Source organism: Vibrio sp. KUL70 (assembly GCF_059725515.1).
In genome coordinates, this window is the sequence record NZ_AP045835.1 from 61,500 (window position 1) to 82,015 (window position 20,516).

General features: G+C 44.6%; 20 protein-coding genes. 7 read left to right on the forward strand and 13 right to left on the reverse strand.

Going from position 1 to position 20,516, the window contains the following annotated elements; genetic code table 11:
* The first annotated feature begins 170 nt into the window (after positions 1-170).
* Together AC6I7V_RS14400 and AC6I7V_RS14405 are read left to right on the forward strand one after the other, a co-directional pair.
* A complete protein-coding gene (locus AC6I7V_RS14400; protein ID WP_498012049.1) occupies positions 171-542 on the forward strand; it encodes a YgiW/YdeI family stress tolerance OB fold protein in 372 nt (123 codons plus the stop codon).
* Between the two features lie 84 nt (positions 543-626).
* A complete protein-coding gene (locus AC6I7V_RS14405; RefSeq protein ID WP_498012050.1) occupies positions 627-1,151 on the forward strand; it encodes a hypothetical protein in 525 nt (174 codons plus the stop codon).
* Positions 1,152-1,271: 120 nt separating this feature from the next.
* On the opposite strand, the gene AC6I7V_RS14410 is transcribed toward AC6I7V_RS14405, so the two are convergent.
* From AC6I7V_RS14410 to nrdD, 4 genes are all read right to left on the reverse strand, one after another.
* The gene (locus AC6I7V_RS14410) at positions 1,272-1,964 is read right to left on the reverse strand and encodes an ATP-dependent zinc protease family protein (RefSeq protein ID WP_498012051.1); all 693 of its coding nucleotides are present in this window, start codon (positions 1,962-1,964) and stop codon (positions 1,272-1,274) included.
* 11 nt (positions 1,965-1,975) lie between these two features.
* The gene (locus AC6I7V_RS14415) at positions 1,976-3,160 is read right to left on the reverse strand and encodes an amino acid aminotransferase (protein ID WP_498012052.1); all 1,185 of its coding nucleotides are present in this window, start codon (positions 3,158-3,160) and stop codon (positions 1,976-1,978) included.
* 237 nt (positions 3,161-3,397) lie between these two features.
* Entirely contained in the window at positions 3,398-3,868 is a 471-nt protein-coding gene (gene nrdG / locus AC6I7V_RS14420) for an anaerobic ribonucleoside-triphosphate reductase-activating protein (RefSeq protein WP_498012385.1), read from the reverse strand.
* Positions 3,869-3,968: 100 nt separating this feature from the next.
* Entirely contained in the window at positions 3,969-6,089 is a 2,121-nt protein-coding gene (gene nrdD, locus AC6I7V_RS14425) for an anaerobic ribonucleoside-triphosphate reductase (protein ID WP_498012053.1), read from the reverse strand.
* Between the two features lie 303 nt (positions 6,090-6,392).
* On the opposite strand from nrdD, the gene AC6I7V_RS14430 reads away from it, so the two are divergent.
* The gene (locus AC6I7V_RS14430; RefSeq protein ID WP_255232742.1) at positions 6,393-7,271 is read left to right on the forward strand and encodes an endonuclease/exonuclease/phosphatase family protein; all 879 of its coding nucleotides are present in this window, start codon (positions 6,393-6,395) and stop codon (positions 7,269-7,271) included.
* A 1,010-nt stretch (positions 7,272-8,281) separates the two neighbouring features.
* On the opposite strand, the gene AC6I7V_RS14435 is transcribed toward AC6I7V_RS14430, so the two are convergent.
* Complete coding sequence (locus AC6I7V_RS14435; RefSeq protein WP_498012386.1) at positions 8,282-8,746, reverse strand: GNAT family N-acetyltransferase; 465 nt, start codon at positions 8,744-8,746, stop codon at positions 8,282-8,284.
* 19 nt (positions 8,747-8,765) lie between these two features.
* Entirely contained in the window at positions 8,766-9,860 is a 1,095-nt protein-coding gene (locus AC6I7V_RS14440) for a ketoacyl-ACP synthase III (protein ID WP_498012387.1), read from the reverse strand.
* 122 nt (positions 9,861-9,982) lie between these two features.
* Between AC6I7V_RS14440 and trxC the strand changes: the two genes are divergently transcribed.
* Complete coding sequence (trxC, locus tag AC6I7V_RS14445) at positions 9,983-10,417, forward strand: thioredoxin TrxC (protein ID WP_498012054.1); 435 nt, start codon at positions 9,983-9,985, stop codon at positions 10,415-10,417.
* Between the two features lie 105 nt (positions 10,418-10,522).
* Here the strand turns inward: trxC and AC6I7V_RS14450 are convergent, their stop codons facing one another.
* Positions 10,523-12,184 carry a GMC family oxidoreductase gene (locus AC6I7V_RS14450; protein ID WP_498012055.1) on the reverse strand — a complete coding sequence of 554 codons (1,662 nt, stop codon included), beginning with the start codon at positions 12,182-12,184 and terminating at the stop codon, positions 10,523-10,525.
* A 269-nt stretch (positions 12,185-12,453) separates the two neighbouring features.
* Between AC6I7V_RS14450 and AC6I7V_RS14455 the strand changes: the two genes are divergently transcribed.
* Positions 12,454-13,605 (forward strand): MFS transporter, encoded by a 1,152-nt coding sequence (locus AC6I7V_RS14455; RefSeq protein WP_498012056.1) that lies wholly within the window; start codon positions 12,454-12,456, stop codon positions 13,603-13,605.
* Between the two features lie 200 nt (positions 13,606-13,805).
* Here the strand turns inward: AC6I7V_RS14455 and AC6I7V_RS14460 are convergent, their stop codons facing one another.
* Entirely contained in the window at positions 13,806-14,702 is an 897-nt protein-coding gene (locus tag AC6I7V_RS14460; RefSeq protein WP_498012057.1) for a helix-turn-helix transcriptional regulator, read from the reverse strand.
* Between the two features lie 50 nt (positions 14,703-14,752).
* Between AC6I7V_RS14460 and AC6I7V_RS14465 the strand changes: the two genes are divergently transcribed.
* Positions 14,753-16,150 carry an MATE family efflux transporter gene (locus AC6I7V_RS14465; protein ID WP_498012058.1) on the forward strand — a complete coding sequence of 466 codons (1,398 nt, stop codon included), beginning with the start codon at positions 14,753-14,755 and terminating at the stop codon, positions 16,148-16,150.
* Positions 16,151-16,221: 71 nt separating this feature from the next.
* Here AC6I7V_RS14465 and AC6I7V_RS14470 read toward each other — a convergent pair whose 3' ends face one another.
* Complete coding sequence (locus tag AC6I7V_RS14470) at positions 16,222-16,608, reverse strand: nitrous oxide-stimulated promoter family protein (protein WP_498012059.1); 387 nt, start codon at positions 16,606-16,608, stop codon at positions 16,222-16,224.
* A 179-nt stretch (positions 16,609-16,787) separates the two neighbouring features.
* Here AC6I7V_RS14470 and AC6I7V_RS14475 point away from each other — a divergent pair, with 179 nt between their 5' ends.
* Positions 16,788-16,985: a DUF2986 domain-containing protein gene (locus tag AC6I7V_RS14475; protein ID WP_498012060.1), complete on the forward strand. Its 198-nt coding sequence runs from the start codon at positions 16,788-16,790 to the stop codon at positions 16,983-16,985.
* 77 nt (positions 16,986-17,062) lie between these two features.
* On the opposite strand, the gene AC6I7V_RS14480 is transcribed toward AC6I7V_RS14475, so the two are convergent.
* Genes AC6I7V_RS14480 through AC6I7V_RS14495 form a run of 4 tightly spaced genes read right to left on the reverse strand, consistent with a single transcriptional unit; the run spans position 17,063 to position 20,500 of the window.
* Positions 17,063-17,956, reverse strand: a complete 894-nt coding sequence (locus tag AC6I7V_RS14480; RefSeq protein ID WP_498012061.1) for a metal ABC transporter substrate-binding protein — start codon at positions 17,954-17,956, stop codon at positions 17,063-17,065.
* A complete protein-coding gene (locus AC6I7V_RS14485; RefSeq protein WP_498012062.1) occupies positions 17,956-18,831 on the reverse strand; it encodes a metal ABC transporter permease in 876 nt (291 codons plus the stop codon). The genes AC6I7V_RS14480 and AC6I7V_RS14485 overlap by 1 nt, the downstream gene beginning before the upstream one ends.
* On the reverse strand, positions 18,831-19,565 hold the full coding sequence (locus AC6I7V_RS14490; RefSeq protein ID WP_255232733.1) for a metal ABC transporter ATP-binding protein: 735 nt from the start codon (positions 19,563-19,565) through the stop codon (positions 18,831-18,833). Before AC6I7V_RS14490 ends, AC6I7V_RS14485 begins: the two co-directional genes overlap by 1 nt.
* The gene (locus tag AC6I7V_RS14495) at positions 19,565-20,500 is read right to left on the reverse strand and encodes a metal ABC transporter solute-binding protein, Zn/Mn family (RefSeq protein WP_498012063.1); all 936 of its coding nucleotides are present in this window, start codon (positions 20,498-20,500) and stop codon (positions 19,565-19,567) included. The genes AC6I7V_RS14490 and AC6I7V_RS14495 overlap by 1 nt, the downstream gene beginning before the upstream one ends.
* Positions 20,501-20,516: the final 16 nt, after the last annotated feature.

Here is a 20,516-nt window from a genome sequence, read left to right on the forward strand (position 1 = left end):
ACGCATACAAGCGCGCTTTTGTCTCTATAGTAGCGTTATTGATAATAAGATGCTCAAGAAAATGAATGGAAAATGAATACCTTACTCACGCTGAATTCAAACCTTGTGTTGTTTAATAGCCTCATCGAAACAGAGCGTTTCAACTAAACATAACCAATGAGGTCGTTATTATGAAAAAAGCAATCCTAGCAATCGCAGCATCCGTTATCCTCACTCCAGCTATCGCGCTAGCCGATGGTCATCAAAACAACAACAGCGGTATCTCTTACACAGGCCCTGTAGAATCAACAACGATTGCGACACTGTTTGAAAACACAAGTATATTTTCTGAACAAGAAGCAATCGTAGACGGTAAAATTGTGCGACAAGTACGTCATGACAAGTTCATCTTCTCTGATGGTCAAAGCGAAATCCAAATTGAGTTAGACGATGATATCAAGCTAACTCAGCCACTGACGGCGGAGACACAAGTACGTATTTTTGGCGAGTATGAAGGTGGAAAAACACCAGAGATCGAAGTTGACCATATCCAAATCCTCTAATCTCGATCGACTCTAATAAAAATGGCCTGCATATTGCAGGCTTTTTTATATATACTGCCCTAAATACAAAAAATTGGAGTCACCATGCAGGGTTACGCAAAAAAAACGTTACTAATCGGATTAACTACGCTGTGTTCATTTGCCGCGTCAGCGAACAATTTCAACTACAACACTTTCGAGATCCGAATGGGGGCGAGCCCAAGTACATTTGGTGGTGAGTTCACGACACTATTTACCCAAAACGCACACTTTATTGGCCGTATAGATTCTGGTTTTGAACAAGACTGGGATGCGGCAGCAGGTATTGGATTCAACGGCCCAATTGGTCAATTTGCTGATATCTATGGTCAAATGCTGTTACACAATATTGAACGCAATGACGACAACAACTTTAAAACTGAAGTCAACGTCGGTGTCAAAGCATGGTTGATGGCCAACATCGAAGTTAATGCACGCTTAGGTCAGCTTATCGATAATGATGGTACTAACTCTATCGTTGGTTTCGGTGCCCGTTTCCATTCAACAGAACAACTGTCTGTCGGTGTTGATATGCGTAACAACGGTACTTATGGCCACCAAGTACTGATGTCAGCACGTTTTGGCTTCTAAAGCCTCTTTTGTCGCCATATCATCGTTCATTAATTCATTTAAAAATTATTAGAATTAAAAAATCCCGATTGGTTTGCGCCTGTCGGGATTTTTGTCTGTATCAATTATTAATATTACTGATTATTTTTTGATTTTGTCTTGAACGTATTTCTTACTCACGTCTACGACCGCTACGTCTCTAAAGAAGCTACGACCCAAGAGCAGTGGATATTTCAAGTGGGTACGATCAGCCAATGTAAATTCAGTTTTGTCTTTAAGATCACCGATCTGGATACTAGCAACGATCACGGCTCGGCGCTGTGTACCTTCGGCACTAGATTGCTTGATCTTAACCCAACGCTCAACCGGTAAACTCACTTCCTGGCTCTTAATGCCATCGTGTTCAATTTTGAACTTAACCCAATCTTTGCCATCTCTCTCGAACGGAACGACATCAATGGCGCTGATTGAAGATGTCGTTGCACCTGTATCAACGCGTGCTTTAAACGACTCCTCTAGACCGGGAACATAAACCCACTCTTCTTCACCAAGAATTAACTTACCGTCAGAGGTTTTCGTTACTTTCTCTGGTTTTTTAGGTGGCTCGGGTTTCTTTTCTGGCTCAGCGGGTTTCTCAACTTTTTCTGGCTCTTTTTCAGATACGGGATCTTTAGAAGAGTCCTCGCCTTTTTGTTCCGCTTGACTTGAATCGTCAACAACAGGTTGTTCGATTTGTGGTTTCTGCTCGGGTTCGACAGGAACTTGACTCGTCGTCGAACAAGCAACAAGACCACCACTCAACATCAGGGTTATAATTGCTTTCCAATTGTACATTCAGTCACCATTTATTTTGATACATTAGCGATTGCGTTGGCTACGTAAGGAATATGAGATTCTGAGAGACCTGCGATATTGATGCGACCATCACCCACACCGTAAATACCATACTCTTCACGTAATTGATTCATTTGAGCTTCTTTAAAGCCTAGTACAGTAAACATACCTTTATGGCTCTCAATGAAGTCAAAGTGTGACGTGTTATGGGTATTTCGCAATTCATTACATAATGTTTGGCGAAGATTTAACAAACGCCCCTGCATCTCACTCAATTCTTGCTTCCAAATTCGCGTTAGCTCTTGATTTTGAAGAATTGTTTTCACTAGCGCCGCACCGTGATCTGGCGGCATAGTGTAAGTAGAACGAGCAAGGGTAAGAAGCTTACCTTTCGCATTACCCACTTCTTGGCTATTTTTACCAACCACAATTGCCGCGCCTGTTCTCTCACGGTACAAACCGAAGTTTTTCGAGCAAGAAGTTGTAATTAGCATCTCTTCGACATTATCAGCCATGAACTGAAGACCTTTTGCATCTTCTTCAAGACCATCACCAAAACCTTGATAAGCAATATCAATAAACGGAAGGAAGCCATTCTTCTGTGAGAGCGCGGTGATTTCCTGCCATGCAGCAAAGTCGATGTCCGCACCCGTTGGGTTATGACAACATCCATGCAGAAGAACAACATCAGTAGGACCTGCTTGTGATAGCTCTTCAAGCATTCTTGCTGTATCAACCTGTTTTGTTTCAGGACTAAAGTAAGAGTAGTGCTTAACTTTTAGTCCTGCCGCTTCCATCACTGGTCGGTGATTGACGTAGCTTGGATTAGAGATCCAAACCGTTGTATCTGGCTGTGCCACTTTCATCAGGTCGCCCAGCATACGCAGAGCACCACTCGCCCCTGGCGTTTGAATAGCGGCAACACGATCCATTGCTGAAGTTCCTTTCAACAACAGGTCGACCATACTTTGGTTAAACTCTTCGCAACCCGCTAGGCCAACGTAAGCTTTGGTTTTTTGGTTTTCAACGACAATATCTTGTGCCATTGAAACGGCCTTCATGATTGGCGTTTCACCTTGGTTGTTGCGGTAAACCCCAATGCCTAGGTCGACTTTGTTTGGACGTTCATCGCCACGGTAAGCCACAGAAAGAGAGAGAATTGGATCTAAAGTTGGTTTTGGTAGATGTGAAAACATGAAAGTCACAACCCTTTGAAATTCAAGTAATGAGTTTTACGTTAACATTATCATAGTCAAATCAGAAACATTTTTTATTAGAAGCGCTTAGTAAGCATGAGTAATCTGATAACCGTCGATTTATTGAGCAAAGCACAACCACATTGTTGGTAATAACTAAAGAACTCACACCCAAGGGCTTCATTTGCAGTTTAAGCTGCGGATAAGCCCTTATTTCTTCGATTAAGCCAGAAAAGATTAAATGTCAGTGAAACGATGAATGATTTGGTTAGAGCTCCCACGCCAATCCAACATCGGATCGGCTTTATCTTGCTCAAAACGGCCATCAATCAAGGTATCAATATAGCTCAACACCTCTTTTTGCTTCTCGTCGAGTTCATCTAACTCATACCCTGTCCACATCCATATATCTTTGTTTTGGCATTCACTCTTAACGCGTTTAACCAGTTTCAAGACATCAGCCACGTTCGCTGGATGCAAGGGATCCCCTCCAGAAAGAGAAAGCCCACGACGTTTGATTCGGTCATCATTAAGATCGGCAATAATGTGATCCTCAAGCTCCTGAGTGAACAGATGCCCAGAGTCTAAACGCTGTGTTGACTGGTTGTAACAGCCACGACACTGATGTACGCAACCAGACACAAACAGTGTACAGCGTGTACCAGGACCATTTACGACGTCGATTGGATGATATTGATGATAATTCATAGAGTTGCCGATACTTAGGGTTAGAGCGCTTGATTCAAACAACTAAACTCCCTCTAACATAAGAGGGAGTCTTCGCTAACAGATGAGAAGTCGTGTCGAGTTACAGATGCTTCACGCGACGCTTCACTTCTTCTTGCTTACCAAAGTTAAATGGTCGAGCATCTGGACTGCCTAGGTAACCACACACGCGGCGTGTTACTGACACTTTGGTTGAGTCATGGTTACCACATTTAGGACAGGTAAAACCTTTACTCGTACAATCAAATTCTCCGTTATAACCACACTCGTAACATTCATCAATCGGTGTATTTGTACCGTAGTAAGGCACACGCGTGTAGCTATAATCCCAAACATTTTCAAGCGCTTCGATGTTCTTCTGCATGTTAGGGAATTCGCCGTAACAGATAAAACCACCACTTGAGATTTCTGGATAAGGCATCTCAAAATCGATCTTATCGTAAGGGTTTACCTTCTTCTGAACATCTAGGTGGAAGCTGTTGGTGTAGTAACCACGATCCGTTACGCCTTCAATCACACCAAACTCTTTAGTATCGATGCTGCAGAAGCGACTACATAGGTTTTCACTTGGCGTGCCGTATAGGCTAAACGCATACCCTGTCTCTTTGGTCCAAGTTTCTACTTCGCGTTTCATGTATTGAACAAGCTCAAGTGCCTTGTTACGCATCTCAGTGTCATCATAAAGGTGCGTTTCTGTACCAAACAACGCAGTCATCGCTTCATGCATACCGATATAGCCAAGAGACACCGAAGCACGGCCGTTCTTAAAGATATCTGCAATCGAATCGTCAGCTTTCAGACGAACGCCACACGCACCTTCCATATAAAGAATCGGCGCAACACGTGCTTTCACGTTTTCAAGACGGCTGATACGTGTCTCTAGTGCACGACGAGCCAGTTTTAACTTTTCGTCTAGCAATGCGTAGAACTTAGTCATGTCGCCTTTCGCATTGATAGCAATACGTGGCAGGTTAAGGCTCACAACACCTAAGTTGTTACGACCTTCATGGATAAGCTCACCGTTCTCTTCGTAAGTATTTAAGAAGCTGCGACAACCCATCGGTGTTTTGAATGAACCTGTCACTTCTACGACTTTGTCGTAGTTAAGGATATCTGGGTACATGCGCTTAGACGCACACTCAAGCGCTAGCTGTTTGATATCGTAATTCGGATCATCTGACTTGTGGTTTAGGCCATCTTTGATTGCAAAAACCAGTTTTGGGAATACCGCTGTTTTACGGTTCTTACCAAGACCAGCAATGCGGTTTTTCAAGATCGATTGCTGGATCAATTTCGATCCCCAGCTTTCGCCTAGACCAAAACCAAAGGTCACAAATGGTGTTTGGCCATTCGCCGTGTGTAGCGTGTTTACTTCATACTCTAGCGATTGGAATGCGTCATAACACTCTTTCTCTGTGCGTGCGACAGCAAAGGCTTCAGGGTTATGGATATCCCACTCTTTCGCAAGTTGAAGGTGCTTCTCGTAGCTCGCCATTACATAAGGTTCTAGTACTTCGTCAATACGGTTGATCGTCGTACCGCCGTAAATGTGGCTAGCCACTTGTGCAATGATTTGCGCGGTTACCGCTGTGGCAGTTGAGATTGATTTTGGTGTATCAATCTCGGCGTTACCCATCTTAAAACCATGAGTTAACATGCCTTTTAAGTCGATCAGCATGCAGTTAAACATCGGGAAGAATGGTGCGTAATCTAGATCGTGATAGTGAATGTCGCCGCTTTCGTGCGCTTGAACGATATCACGTGGCAAAATGTGTGTTTTCGCATAGTGTTTAGCCACGATACCAGCAAGAAGATCACGCTGTGTTGGAATCACTTTACCGTCTTTGTTGGCATTTTCGTTGATTAGGTCAACGTTGCTCTCTTCAATCAGGCCTTCGATTTCGCGTGTCAAAGCACTTTGCTTCTCACGCGCAATATCGCGGTCGTGGCGGTATTCAATGTACGCGCGAGCAAGAGATTTATAAGGCCCCTGCATAAGCTCATTCTCAACCATGGTTTGAATTTCAGAGATATGAACTTCATCGTACTCTTCGAGCTTTAATTCTACAGCCAATGCCACATTCAAAGCATAAATGGCGATTTCCTTATCTGACTTTTCTGATGCCGCTTCCACTGCAGCTTGAATGCGATCTCTGCTGAATGGAGCTCTTGAGCCATCACGCTTGATTACGATTGATTTCACCACTTCTCCTTACTCTCTAGGTATTCACAGACTTATCCACAAACACACTATATAGAGCGATTTATCGTTTAACTAACACTAGATATTGTGGCGTATTTAACGAGAACCACCAAACGCGAGTATTGATTTGGATCAATAAAAGAGGAGTGCTGACTAAGATCAATTCAATCTTATGACGTTGTCTCTCAAGTCGAAAAGAAACAATGTAACAATAAAAAATTGGCTAAAAAGCCTTGAATTTTTGCCAAGTATTGTAGGATAACGGCTCAGGGAAAATCAACACAAAATTCAGAGAAAAACGCCGTGAATAGACTTCAAAAGTGGGTTATCACCACCTGCCTGTTTAGTAGTACCGTTTTAAGTGCACCTTTAAGCATATCCAGTTGGAATATTGAATGGTTATCAACTAATGAGGCTGTGAATAAAATGAGTGAGCTTCGTAAAGAGAGAGATTTCACCCAACTCTCTTACCACTTTAAGCAACTCAATAGCGATGTGTTGGCATTTCAAGAGGTCGATAATATTGAAGCGATAAAGCGTGTCGTTGGTTCTGATTATCGTATCGTGATGTCTGACCGAGCATCTAACCGCTACAAAGCGAACCAGTTCTCAGATGTAAACCAATACACAGGCTTCGCTGTTAGACAGAATATTGATGTCGTTAACAAGCCCGACTTAAAGCTTGAAACACGATCTGGCAGTAAGCTTAGGTTTGCAAGCTACATTGTAGCGGAGCTTCATGATAAACCGGTACATTTGCTCTCTGTACACTTAAAAGCGGGTTGTAGCGGCGCTTACAAACGCAATAACAACTGTGAGCGACTCAAGCAGCAAGCGAAGGTGTTAAATGATTGGATAGTAGAACGGGAAAAGAAACAACAGAGTTATGCGGTACTGGGTGATTTCAATCATAACCTTTCCTATCGTGGTGACTGGCTTTGGTCTGCACTGAGTGAAAACAACCAAGCGCAATTGGCAACCCGTTCGACGTCGGCGGATTGCAAGGTACGCTCCAATCGCAACAAAAACCGTACTCATCAATTCCGCTCTCTGATCGACCACATTATAGTCAGTAACGATTTGAGTACATCATCGACAAAACAGTACGTGTTCCCTTCTCAAGATGTCCTTGATTACTTTCTTAGTGATCACTGCCCTGTAGCAACGCAGATAGAACGTTAGGCCACTATTATAATTAAGATATATTAGGGCGTTTTGACCTTTCGTGGTTAAATTTTGTTCGAGATAAAAGCGTTTTAATCGCGGCGAGGGAGAAGTAGCCTAGTTATTCTAAGCAAATCTCCCTCAACAAAGAGTAAAACGCTTTTAGCCGAACCCTTCGGGCAGCGTTTGCTGGTCATTTCTACTGCGTTATCGGCTTCTCATGTAGGCTAGCTACACATCAAAGCCTCTGCCTTGTATAAATACCCAGCAACTCGCTGCAAAAATCAGCTCGAAAGATCAACACGCCCTAGTGAAATGAGCGCTAAAAAGATAATCGAGTAGGAGGAGGCCTCACGGCCTCCGTCCTCTCACACCACCGTACAAGCGTGTATCGCATACGGCGGTTCCAAGGTAGACTAACTTACGTTAGCTTAAGTCCACTATTTAACTTTAACGCCAATGTGGCTTGTCTCTCTTCGCTAGCAACAGATCCGTTTCCGACTTCACCATCATTATTAGCGGAGTTGTAGGGGTTCTACTTTTGACTGAGACTCCATACACACTGAGAATCTGTTAACTGTAGCCTTAAAACCTTGGTTCAGGCCTTCCCCACATTGTAGGTACTATGCCCTCTGCTGACTTCTTATCAATCTTCGTCTAGCATCACTGCTAGCCTAGTCTCGCGGACAATTGATAAGACCTCCCGAGGTAAGATGTCACCCTTTCCCATAGCTCTGCCTGATTTACATAATCACACTTCTGTTCGAGACTTTGGGCTATTCTATCTGTTGCTAGGTTACCCAAGTTGATTATGCCTACTATCAGATTTCTGTTCGTCAAAGCTATGTTTTGCCATTTGCTTCCTTCAGATTCCACCTCACGATGGACACCCTTGCATAGGCTAACGCTTCCTGCTCGACAAGGCGCGTAGAGGACTTTCACCTCCTAGGTTGACACCATGCTCGGCGCACAACAAAAACGCCCGCAGAGAGACAAATCACTGCGGGCGTTTTAAGAAACACGGCAAACTAAATTCGTTGACCTACGTTTCTTGCGATCATGAGTACTTCATCAGCCGAGTATAGGTTTGAAATCGTGGTTTCAACCTCAGCACCCAGTGTTGATTTATACAGCTGCTGTGCAAAGTTATCTGCCCTAGTCGTCACCAAAACATGTTTGAGCGTTGAGCCTTGTTCCGCTAGCACTTCTTTGACTATTTTTAACGAATCAAGTATCAGTTTACGGCCTAAGCCTTTACCTTGTTGTTCGGTAGAAACCGCCAATTGTTCTAGCTCTAAAACAGCTTCTGGACGAAAACCGCTTTTTTGAACCCAAATGATATAACCATGAATCTCGCCATCAAGCTCTAACACAAAATTAATGAAGCGTGGCGACGCGTTTAAGTTACACTGTAACCATTCTTTGGATTTGGTTTGGCGTAGAAACGCTTGTTGATGCACTCTCGCTGCACCATCAAGGTCTTCAGCTTGCATTAACCTTACGCTCATCGGATTACATCTCTGAATTAGGGCGCGTTTTACAGTGTAAAATGGCTTTTTCTAACAGCTCCAACGCTGATTTATCACTATCAGGAAGTGCTGCATTTGAAGTACCCAGCGGCTCAACACGTTCACCCCACGTAATGTGTCCAGCACCCCATGTAAGACCTGCACCAAACGCAGCTACAAGAATATTCGCACCTGGCTTAACAGCACCCTGTTCAAGCGCTTCACACATAGCAATAGGCACAGTTGCGGCGGAGGTGTTACCGTAGTTTTGAATGTTAACGAAGGCTTTCTCTTTCTCAATACCCGCCATGTCACACAAGGTATGAATAATACGAATGTTCGCTTGGTGTGGAATAACCACATCAATGTTGTCTGTTGAAATACCAGTTCGACTCAGTACGGTATGAGCGGCTGCGCCCATCCCTTTCACTGCACGCTTGAAGATCTCTTTACCAACAAAGTCAAAATCCCAGTAACCATTATCCGCTGCAAAGCGATCCATTGAAGTACCGAACTTAGGCACCGCTAGAATATCGCGACCTTCCGCATCACAACCAATTTGAGCTTGTTGCAGGCCAACTTGCTTTTCAGTACGAGACAGCACAGCAGCACCGGCTCCATCACCAAATAGAACTGCAGTATCACGCTTGGTCCAGTCAATGAAGAATGACAGTCTTTCAGCACCAATTACGATAGCGTTGCGGTAGTTACCCGCTTGAATTAAGCGCGTCGCCGTTTCGAGACCATAAAGGAAGCCAGTACACGCTGCATTCAAATCAAATGCTGCTGCGCCTTTAATACCAAGGTTTTGCTGTACTTTTGAAGCAGTGTTTGGAATGAGAGAGTCAGGAGAGCAAGTCGCAACAATGACAATATCAATATCATCAGCAGTTAAACCAGCACAAGCCATCGCATGCCGAGCTGCAACTGTCGCTAAATCGGATGTATTAACGTGGCTAATTCTTCTATTTTCAATCCCTGTTCTTGTACGAATCCACTCGTCAGACGTATCGATAAAAGTACTTAGGTCGTCATTGGAGAGCGTCGCTGGCGGTAGACACTTTCCCCACCCGGTAATTTCAGCGTAAAACTTTGTCATCATTTACCTATTTATTGTTTGTTTTTATTTGAGTATCGTAGTGTTGTTTCAAACAGTATAAGCACACAGGGGCTAATTCGTAAATCGCGTTAACCAATGTGAAGCAATAAAAAGAGAAAGTTATGTCTACATTCAATACTCGTTGCCCTGCTTGTCAGGGTGTCAACCGTGTTCCCTCTGAGCGTGTTTCAGAGAGCCCGACATGTGGTAAATGTAAAGCGCCACTTTTAGACGGCGCGCCAGTGGAAGGAACCAGTGTTAACTTTTCAACGTTGCTTAACAGCGACCAACCAGTTGTGGTCGACTTCTGGGCAACATGGTGTAACCCATGTGTGGGCTTTGCACCGGTATTTAGTGATATTGCCGCTAAACGAAACGGCAATGTGCGTTTTGTGAAGATCAATACCGAAGAGCAACAACAGCTCGCCGCTCAGTTTGCGATTCGTAGTATTCCAACCGTTATGGTGTTTAAACAAGGTAAAGTGGTAGACACCATTAATGGCGCTTTACCAAAAGGCCAATTTGATCAATGGCTTAATCAAGCCCTAACCAAATAAATACATCAAGTCAGAATAGCCTATACTGTTCTGACTTTTTTGTTGTGGGCTTATTCAAACCGTAAAGATCGATTAGAGAAGACAACACCAAGCCTTATCTGGCATTTAAATCGTTAGTTCGCGCGCTTTTGACGTCTCACCTTCTTCTGACTTTCGAAAGTCACACAAGCCGTGCTCCTTTTTGATCTGATCAGAAATCTTCTCAGCAATCATGATCGTCGGTGCATTGGTATTCGCCCCAACTAAGGTTGGCATAATTGACGCATCAACCACTCGGATTCCTTGTAATCCATAAACCTTAAGGTTTTCATCTACCACCGCAGAGTTGTCTGATACTGTACCCATTTTACAAGTACCTACCGGGTGATACTGAGTATCTGCACGATTTCGAATATCTTGTTCAATGGCTTGGTCATCTGAAGCGTCAACTGGGTAAAAATTAGCTCCGCGTACATCATCAAACGGCGCACTTTCCATCATTTGATATTGTTTCTTCCAACCTTTTATCATCACCTCCATATCATCAGGATCACTGAAGAATGCCGGATCGATCTTTGGAGGATCGTATGGATTACTGCTTTGAAGCGTGACCGCTCCACGGCTTTTTGGTCTCAATAGAGTGACGTGAGAACTAAACCCATGACTCATATGAATTTTCCGTGCATGGTCATCGACAACGGCGACAACAAATACAAACTCTAGATCTGGTATCGTCAAACCCTGTTCGGAATACAAAAAGCCAATACCTTCCGCAAAGTTACTGGTCATTCTGCCGGTTCGTTCTTTAAGCCATAAAGGTAACGCTTTGGTCATATCAGCGCTCATTTGTAGCGATATACCAAACGTCTCATGTTTATCGCTGCACTTATAGCTGTGAATCAGGTCGATGTGATCTTGAAGATTTTGCCCGACGCCTTCTAAAGAGTGGACGATTGGCAATCCGTGCTGTTCAAGCTCATTCGTTGGCCCGACGCCGGACAACATCAGTATTTGCGGTGAACCAAAAGCGCCTGCCGATAAGATGACTTCTTTGCGCGCACCGATCTGAAATGATTGCTCTTTTGTGCCGTACTCAATGCCGACTGCCGTTTTGCCCTCAAAAAGTACCTTATGCACGGTTGCATTGGTGACAACCGTTAGATTTTTCCTATCTAGGTTTGGGGTTAGGTATGCTTTGGCGGCACTGCACCGCTCACCATTTAACTGAGTCACTTGAGTTGCCATCGCGCCGAATTGCTCTGCACCATTCACATCGGGATTTCGTGGCACCCCGATCGATTCACATGCATCCAAATAACGTTCAATCATTTGACTCGGACTACGGAGGTTAGCCACGTTCAACGGACCACCTTGTCCATGATAGTCATCGCAGTGTTGTTCGTTATTTTCAGCTTTCTTAAAATAAGGCAAACAGTCTTGGTAGCTCCATCCTGCGTTGCCTAGCTGTTGCCACAAATCGTAGTCATACTTGTGGCCGCGGGCGTACATCATGGCATTGATAGAACTCGACCCACCTAAGGTCTTACCGCGTGGTTGGTAACCTTTGCGTCCGTTCAACCCCGATTGGGGGACAGTCTCAAATCCCCAGTTGTGAATTTTCGTCGGCATAATAGCAGCAACACCGACAGGCGTATGAATCAAAGGACTATTGTCTTTACCACCCGCCTCTAATAAGCACACTTCGATACTAGGGTCTTCTGAGAGCCGTGACGCCAACACGCATCCTGCAGAGCCGCCCCCGACAATAATGAAATCATACTGCATCAATTGTGAACTCCTTCCTTTGAGTTGGACCTAATTCTCATTGTAGAACCTTACCTGTCACTGTTATTGGCAGAACTGTGCGCATACACACATATCGAAAATCTTTATCGTCAATTTTATGGGGCTATTTGTCGGTTTTTCTCGATAAAAATTATTTATCTTGACGGTCATTTTTATTCGTTTTACCTGATGCTCTTTGTGCTCCATAGTCGCGGAAAATTCACTGTTCTACAAATATTTCACTGTTCTACAACGATATAGAGGCTCCCGCATTGGACAACATCCAAACCAACACGCGCATAACGGTTCCAGTTATTGCGCTGTCTTTCTACGCTATTGCATCCGGTTACATGATGAGCTCTTTGCCATTAATGTTATCTGAATACGGTTTAGAGAGCTCATTATCAAGTTGGTTAGCGAGCGCCTTCTACGCAGGTCTACTCGTAGGCACATTGATGATTGAGCGTGCGATTGCAAAAGTCGGTCACCAACGTGCATTTGTACTGTGCCTAAGTGTGTTCATTGCGACGATCTTAGCATTGCCACTACTACCAGATGCCGCTGTCTGGTTGGCGGCCCGCTTCATCGCTGGTATTTCGGTCGCTGGCATTTTTGTTGTCGTAGAGTCTTGGTTGATGAGCGGCGAAGAGTCTCAGCGTGCAAAACGTTTAGCCATTTACATGTGCTCACTGTACGGTGGTACCGCCATTGGTCAACTTGGTATCGGATACCTAGGGATTACTGGTGGCGTGCCGTTCATTGCAATGTTCACACTATTGTTTGGCGCGATCATTGTATTGCTTTATGGTCAAGCAACCGTGCCACAGATGCACGACGCACAAACATTGTCACTTAAGCAGATCAGTAAGCTAAACCACAGCGCACTGATTGGCTGCATTGTGTCTGGCCTGACACTCGGTGCAATTTATGGACTAATGCCAGTTGAACTTGAGCAACGTAATATTGCTCATGAAGACATCGGTGGCCTAATGGCACTGGTGATCATTGGGGGCATGGCGATCCAACCAGTTGTGACTTGGCTGTCTAAATATGTTGGTCAAGTTCTGCTAATGGCGCTATTTAGCTTGATGGGTGTTGCGAGCATCGCGGTACTATCGCTTGACTCTGGCCTTTACGTACTAGGTATGAGCCTCCTTGTTTTGGGAATGGCGACATTTGCACTTTACCCAATTGCGATTAACCTTGGTTGCCGCAACTTAGACCCAAGCTACTTAGTGTCCGTGACGCAAGTGATGCTACTTTGCTACAGCATCGGCTCTGTTGCTGGACCTGTCGTCGCAGACAGCTTTATGGACTCTCAAGCAGGCTTGTTTACCTACTTGTTTGCGTCTTTGCTTGCTACCACCATCTACATGTTGATTGCGAGTCTAAAACGCTCTCAGCTACAAATTGCAGGCGAGTAACATAGACATATAGGAACACCAAATAAATCAAACCTTTGACGCTGAAGCTTTAGTACACTCCACACACTAACTTCTGCGTCAAATTTCTTGGGTAAAGCCATCACAAACACTGCTTACACCACACTCTCTCATCCAATAACACACTTCTACTTTAACCTTAATCCTTACTGTGCTTTCAAAGCTACTGAGATCAAAAATGATCATTTAATACGATCAATCAAGCGTTTGCGATATTGACTTGGAGACAGTCCAAAGTGTTTTTTAAATCGGTGTGAGAAGTTGTATGGGTCCTTGTAACCCAAGCGATGTGAGATCATCGAAATCGACCATTCTCGATACTTGAGTAAGCTCGCGGCTTTTTCCATTCTTAACTGAATCAGCTTACTCCTTGGTGACATTTGGAACAGAGACTTAGTGACTCTGTTGAGCTGTTCTTCACTTACAAACACCTGTTCCGCCATACCCGCAACCGTCCACGCTAAGTGTAAACTGCTTTCGATTTCATTGTAGAGTGCTTGAATTCGTGCTGTTGTGCTGGTGGATTTAGGTTCAAATCCGGTGAGCATTCTTACGATTTCACTGACCAATAGTTTACGGTAGCTCGCCCTACCTCCAATCTCAAAGTAGATCAGGTTCATTAGTGACCAAACCTGCTCACACTCACTAAACGGAACGATCGATTGACCTAAGTCAGCAATATGCTTCCACTGATCAGTATCAGGCAATAACATCCATGCCATCTTCCAAAAGTTGTGTTGTGGGTCTAATTCAAAGCGAAATGCGCTGCCCGCTGGAAGGACAACCAAAGTGTAGGGAGAGATCTCTTGAACATAATCTGGCGTGGTTAAGATTCCTCCTCCTTCTTGAGTGAAGATCAAAGTATGGACATTCACACGCTCTCGCTCGACCCAATACTGATCATACAGCTTCGCCATTCCTCCCATGAATACGCCACTACGTTTCATTTCTGGAATATCTTCAACGGTTAAAAATCGTTCTTTACACGTTTCAGCAAGAAACACCTCATCTTGCCACACGTTTTTTGGCTTCATTTGATCAATGACGGATTTGCACAGGTTTTGTTGTTTTTTGAACATGTTTTTATCTCTTCCAAATCACTATAGTTCTGCCATCAATTGGAGAGCTTATGACCACGAACATTAACCCTAACTCAAATGCCAACCACAAGCCAGAGCACCTTTTATCTCGCATTGTAAAGCTTGGTTTGCCTGTCGCTTTACAGAGCGCCTTGGTTGCGATACTTGCCTTAGCCGATGTGCTTATGGTCAGTGATTTTGGAATGGAAGCTGCTGCCGCTGTGGGAATTGCATCAAAATGGCATTTCGTCGCTATTATGATTATGGCAGGACTAGCATCAGCAAACGGTACTCTGGTTGCCCAATATTGGGGAAAAAACGACCGAAAGAGCGCGCGTACAGTAACGTCCATTGCAATGACGTTTGGTCTGAAAGTACTCGTGCCTGTTACCTTGGTGATTACCTTGGGTGCAAAACTGTTAATGATGCTACAAACCAGCGATCAGTCTGTTATTGATCTGGGTGCCGCTTATCTTTGGTACGGCTTCCCAGTACTGTTGTTAACACACATTGTGATCGTAACCGAAGCAAGTATGCGCTCTTCGGGTGATACAGTGACACCTTTGATCCTTGGTGCCATAACCATCGCTCTGAACATTGCATTGAACTTTGTGCTGATTCAAGGTGCATTTGGTTTACCAGCGATGGGCGTAGCGGGTGCAGCTTTAGCGACAACATTAGCGCGCTTAATTCAAGTGGGCATGATGTACGGGTACATGAGAGTGAAAAAGCACTGGTTGCTAACAACGGAGAGCTCTATGCATCGCCCTTCGTTATGGCTGTCTTACCGTCGCTTAGCATTGCCATTGACGCTTAACGCTGTTCTTTGGGCTGTCGGAACTATGGCTTATCAAATGATCTTTGGTCACATGGGAACCACTGAGCTTGCTGTGTTCTCTATGTTGGCGCCTTTTGAGTCGCTTTGTTATTCCGTGTTCTTCGGTATATCCGTCGCGTGCTCAGTGTTGCTTGGTCATTCACTTGGTCGTGACGAATTTGACCAAGCGATGCGTATGGGGCTGACGTTTATTAAAGCGGTAGTGGGTTTTGGCGTACTAGTGGGTGCTGCTCTATTCATGGGTAAAGAACATGTTCTTACTTGGCTAAACCTCGATGAGACTGCACTCTACCCACTTGCATCCCCAGCAATCACTATCATGAGCTTTGCGGTAGTCATTCGTATGCTAAACATGGTGATCATCAACGGCATTATTCGCGCGGGTGGCGACAACCCTTTCTGCCTAAGAATGGACTTTATCGCGATGTGGATGGTGGGTATTCCTGTCTGTTTCTACGGCGCTTTTATTGCAGGATGGGAGTTCAAATACATCTACGGTCTGATGTTAGTAGAAGAAGTGGTGAAGTTAGCGATCTGTTCACATCGCTATATGAGCCGTCGCTGGATTAATAACCTGACGATCAGTACCGAAGAGCCGCAAGCTGCTTAACGCTTTTCTAAACACCTCCGCTGAAAACAAAGACAACACCAAAGATAAGGGCCTGACTAACAGGCCCTCATTCATTTGTTCTTACTCATTCTTACATGACGATTTGAAGCGTTCGCTTCAGGCTTAATTGGAACAACACGCCTTTCGTGTAACAGGTGACGAATCGCCAATATTGGATGTTTAAGTAGCATCCTCGGCCCTGAGTAGCGCATGACCAAGCGCATCTGTTCTTTAGGGTCAGGTTTATAACAGTGTATTGGACACTTATTACAAGTTGGTTTTGCCTCACCATATGGGCATCGGTCCAAACGCGTCTCTGCATACTCAAGCAGAGCGGTACACTCCTGACACAGGCCGTTGGTGTTATGATGGTCTTTACAATAGATCTCAACCATAGCAACAACCGTTTTAAACTCCGTTGCTAACCCACCCATTAATATATCTTTGCTTTGGTACATGAACTCTCACTTACCAACCATTGAGCGACAAAACCACACTCCTTTGTGTATAAGACGAATCGTATTCGCCTACCTACCGTGTCCCTATGTGATTGCGTTAAATCGCCACTCAAGCATTGAGTTATTTATCTAAAATGATTATCCTCCAACGCCTTAATAAATTACAAGGTTATGCAGCCATGAATCGCAAGAAAAAGATCAACGATATTTTAAAAAAGAAACAGAAAAAGGCGAACGCCAAGCTGCATAAGAGCAACAAACCTCGCTACATCTCAAAAGCAGAGCGCGCAAAGATGGAAGAAGAAGAAAAAGCACAACAAGCCGCTACCGAGCAAAGTGACCTTTCTTCTGAATCGAGCAGCGATAGCGCTGAATAAAACAGATCAACCGTCTCGAATTACAAATACAAAAAGCAGCCTTCGTGGCTGCTTTTTCGTTATGGATGTGGTCAAAGTTAGCTCTTAAGTGGTTTTAGCTCCCAGCGCTTTAACGGTGCCTGCGAATCAATCCCCGCACGCCCCCAACGATCTAACGAGTCGACCACCAAAATACGACTTTCAGGCACTAGAGAGGTAAGTAGCTTAGTTGGCTTTCGTGACGTGACTAGCCACAACGATTCATCATCTTCAAACAACGCTTTAAGGTTTGCTTTGTCTTGTTCTGACCACTCTAATTCCGCCGTGAACAATCTCTCTTCAACGAACAACTGACTGCCTGACGCAAAATCTTCAAGGTTTTCATTAAGCAGCACCACTGAATCGACTTCATTATCGAAAAGCACAGCTTGTTGTTGATTAATCAACTCGCGCACGTCCAGCATGATACGTTGTAGGTTACCATCAATCTGCTCAGCTTTCGTAGGCCAAAGCTTTTTAAAATCGTCTGCAACAATTGCTGCCATGCGAGTTAAATTCGTCGGATTCAACCACGCATATTTTGATACTTGACCATTCGACAACGTCAACGCTGCCACACCCTGTGCTCTCGGTGTGATAGCTTGCGCGGCATCTACCTCGACCAAACGAATATTGGCTTGTCTCGCATGTACAAACGTTGGATCTTCAGCCCATACTGAACCCAGAGTCAACGCAACCGTTGCTTCCGCACCCGACGCCATGACTTTCGCTTGTCCTTTCGTTGAAAACCAATTCGGTAAACGTTCAATACCGTATCGCTTCGGGGGTAGGTATTCCGTTGTTAGCTCTGTGCCTTTTGTTAGTTCAGTCGCCAATGCATAAGTCACAGGCGTGCTGACCAAAATATCTTCAGCATGACTTGATGCAGAGAAGATACTCAAAGCGGCTAAACTGGACGCTAACCCTACTTTCTTTAACTTTCGATTAATCATTACGCTTTTCTCACGATTCGATATAGTGTCGCCAGAAGGAAAAAGCTTGCAGACACAATAATGATAGAGGCTCCTGAAGGGACAGGAAGTTTCAGCTCCATCGGCAATATGGTTCCAACTAGACATGCAATGGTTGCCAGCAATGCAGATAACAGCACAAAACTGCCCATGCGCTTTGTTAACAAACGAGCTGTAGCGCCTGGGATAAGCAACAGTGCGCCCACCAACACAGCTCCAACAATCTTAACCGCAGCGATGGTGACCAAGGTGATCATCATTACGAACAGATAGTCGTAGAAACTGGTGTTGTAACCACGCACTTTCGCAATATCAGGGCTAATACAGGTCAGTAGAATACGGTTAAACGTTGGAATCAGCAGCAAGATAATCAAGGCGCAGGTTCCTGCTAAAATCGCTAAGTCGCGGTCCGTCACTGTTAGTATCGATCCAAACAGCACGTTCTCTAGCATGTGGATATTGATCTTACGCGCAACGTACATAAGGAGCGCCGCGCCCACCGCTAATGCCAATGCTAGAAATACACCCACCAAAGTGTCGTAAGGAACGTTGGTTCTGTTTCTGACGAAATGCAATAACAATGCGAAGATCATGCAGAAGCTAAAAAGTCCAATAAACGGGTTCTCTGGTGGCTCGCCAAGTAACACTCCGATAGCGATACCCGTCAGTGCAGCGTGACCAACGGCCTCAGAGAAAAATGCCAAACGCTTAGCAATAACCAAAGTCCCTAAGCCGCCAAGTAGTGGGCCTAACAATAGAGCTGCCACCAGTGCGTTTACCATAAAGGCGTACATAAAACTTTCAGACAGTATTCCAGCCTCAACACCAGAAACCGCCAATTCACGCAACCAATCCATTACGCAACCTCCGACTGTTTGGTGTAATTGGCGCCACTGCTATAGTGTTGGAATAAGCTTTCAATCTTGCTTGGGTGCAACACTTCTTGATGCGCGCCACTGTCAACCAAGCCGCGATTGACAACATGAACATTCGCTTCAAGTCGTCTTACGGCTGTAACGTCGTGATGTACAGCTAGGATTGTTCTACCCTCATCCACACACTCACGAATGAGCGACTCTAGGTATCTAACACCTTGTTCATCCATGCCTGTGGTTGGCTCATCGAGCACCAAAAGGCTTGGGTTATCCAGTAGTGCTTGAGCAAACAAAACACGTTGTTGTTCACCCCCCGATAGCTGTCCCATACGGCGGTCGCTACGTGTGGCCATGCCGACGCGATCTAGTTGGGCTAAAGCCATTTGTAATTGTTTAGACTTACGACGCCAAAACAAAGGAGTACGGCTCTGATTGAGCAGCACGAAATCCATGACGGTTAACGGTAAACTCGCCTCAAAAGTTGCTTTCTGTGGTACGTAACCAATACTTTGTTTCTCTGGCCAATGGATGTCGATATCACCACTAAAAGGCGTCAAACCAAGAACAGAGCGAAGCAGAGATGTTTTACCGCCACCGTTTGGTCCCATGATCACATGGCACTCGCCAGAGCCTAGCTCAAGTGAAATGTCCTCAAGAATGACATTATTGTCGTATTGGAGACCAAGGCGATGAATAGAAATTGAAGGGCCTTGCATTACGCCTTCCCTTTTTCTGATTGATTCTTAGCCGCAAACTTCATTGCTTCAATCAAAGTCTCTAAATTCTGTTTCATTTCCACTTCAACTTTGTCGTCTTCATATTCACCATGCGTCATGTGTGAGAAGCGATATAGCTGAACGCCGGTTTCAGCTTCGATAGTGTCAACAAAACGGTTGGGCATATTCAGTTCGTAAAAGAGCACATCAATACCCGATTGGCGGATCTTCTCGATGGTTTCTTGAAGTTGGCTTGCGCTTGGCTCTACACCGTGTGCTGGTTCAATCACTGCCACAACATCAACACCAAAATCTTGTAGGATGTAACCATACGCATTATGAGTTGTAGCCACTTTCATCCCAGATGTGTCTAACTCACCTAAGGAAAGCATCGCGTCACGCTTCATGTAGCGGAACTTTTTCGCATACTTGCGCGCATTCTTGCGGTAAAACTTCGCATTTTCAGGGTCAAGCTTAGATAGTTCGCTAGCGATGGTGTAAACCTTTTGGATAGTCGTAGAAAGCCCAACGAAAGTATGAGGATTCACCGCACCTTGGCCTACGGATTGCCCCAGTGCGGGTAGTAATGGCACTTCTTTATTCGCTTCAATCACCACTAAGTCGTTACGTTGTGACGCTGCAATGACTTTAAGTGCGAAATCATCGTGACCAATACCATTCACAACAATCGCATCCATCTGGCTGAGGCGTTTTAAGTCGTTTGGTTGTGGCAAGTAGTTATGTGGGTTAAAGCCTGCATCAACCAAAGGAAGGATATTAACTTTGTCACCGACTACCGCTTTAACGTAGCTATAGTAAGGCTGAAGTGTGATGCCGACAGTGAGTTTGTTTTCATCAATTTTGTAGTCTGCAGCGTGAGCAAACATAGAGCTTAAAGACGCCCAAAATAAGAAAAATAGTGTAGTAATTCGCATACGCTCTCTCATTTTT

Excerpts from the sequence above, each read along its gene's own strand:
- AC6I7V_RS14400 (WP_498012049.1), top strand. The coding sequence starts at position 171 with ATGAAAAAAGCAATCCTAGCAATCGCAGCATCCGTTATCCTCACTCCA.
- AC6I7V_RS14495 (WP_498012063.1), bottom strand. The coding sequence starts at position 20,500 with ATGCGAATTACTACACTATTTTTCTTATTTTGGGCGTCTTTAAGCTCT.
- AC6I7V_RS14460 (WP_498012057.1), bottom strand. The coding sequence starts at position 14,702 with ATGTTCAAAAAACAACAAAACCTGTGCAAATCCGTCATTGATCAAATG.
- AC6I7V_RS14480 (WP_498012061.1), bottom strand. The coding sequence starts at position 17,956 with ATGATTAATCGAAAGTTAAAGAAAGTAGGGTTAGCGTCCAGTTTAGCC.
- AC6I7V_RS14485 (WP_498012062.1), bottom strand. The coding sequence starts at position 18,831 with ATGGATTGGTTGCGTGAATTGGCGGTTTCTGGTGTTGAGGCTGGAATA.
- AC6I7V_RS14435 (WP_498012386.1), bottom strand. The coding sequence starts at position 8,746 with ATGCAAGCTGAAGACCTTGATGGTGCAGCGAGAGTGCATCAACAAGCG.
- AC6I7V_RS14440 (WP_498012387.1), bottom strand. The coding sequence starts at position 9,860 with ATGACAAAGTTTTACGCTGAAATTACCGGGTGGGGAAAGTGTCTACCG.
- AC6I7V_RS14405 (WP_498012050.1), top strand. The coding sequence starts at position 627 with ATGCAGGGTTACGCAAAAAAAACGTTACTAATCGGATTAACTACGCTG.
- AC6I7V_RS14475 (WP_498012060.1), top strand. The coding sequence starts at position 16,788 with ATGAATCGCAAGAAAAAGATCAACGATATTTTAAAAAAGAAACAGAAA.
- AC6I7V_RS14490 (WP_255232733.1), bottom strand. The coding sequence starts at position 19,565 with ATGCAAGGCCCTTCAATTTCTATTCATCGCCTTGGTCTCCAATACGAC.
- nrdG (WP_498012385.1), bottom strand. The coding sequence starts at position 3,868 with ATGAATTATCATCAATATCATCCAATCGACGTCGTAAATGGTCCTGGT.
- AC6I7V_RS14410 (WP_498012051.1), bottom strand. The coding sequence starts at position 1,964 with ATGTACAATTGGAAAGCAATTATAACCCTGATGTTGAGTGGTGGTCTT.
- AC6I7V_RS14470 (WP_498012059.1), bottom strand. The coding sequence starts at position 16,608 with ATGTACCAAAGCAAAGATATATTAATGGGTGGGTTAGCAACGGAGTTT.
- trxC (WP_498012054.1), top strand. The coding sequence starts at position 9,983 with ATGTCTACATTCAATACTCGTTGCCCTGCTTGTCAGGGTGTCAACCGT.
- AC6I7V_RS14465 (WP_498012058.1), top strand. The coding sequence starts at position 14,753 with ATGACCACGAACATTAACCCTAACTCAAATGCCAACCACAAGCCAGAG.
- AC6I7V_RS14415 (WP_498012052.1), bottom strand. The coding sequence starts at position 3,160 with ATGTTTTCACATCTACCAAAACCAACTTTAGATCCAATTCTCTCTCTT.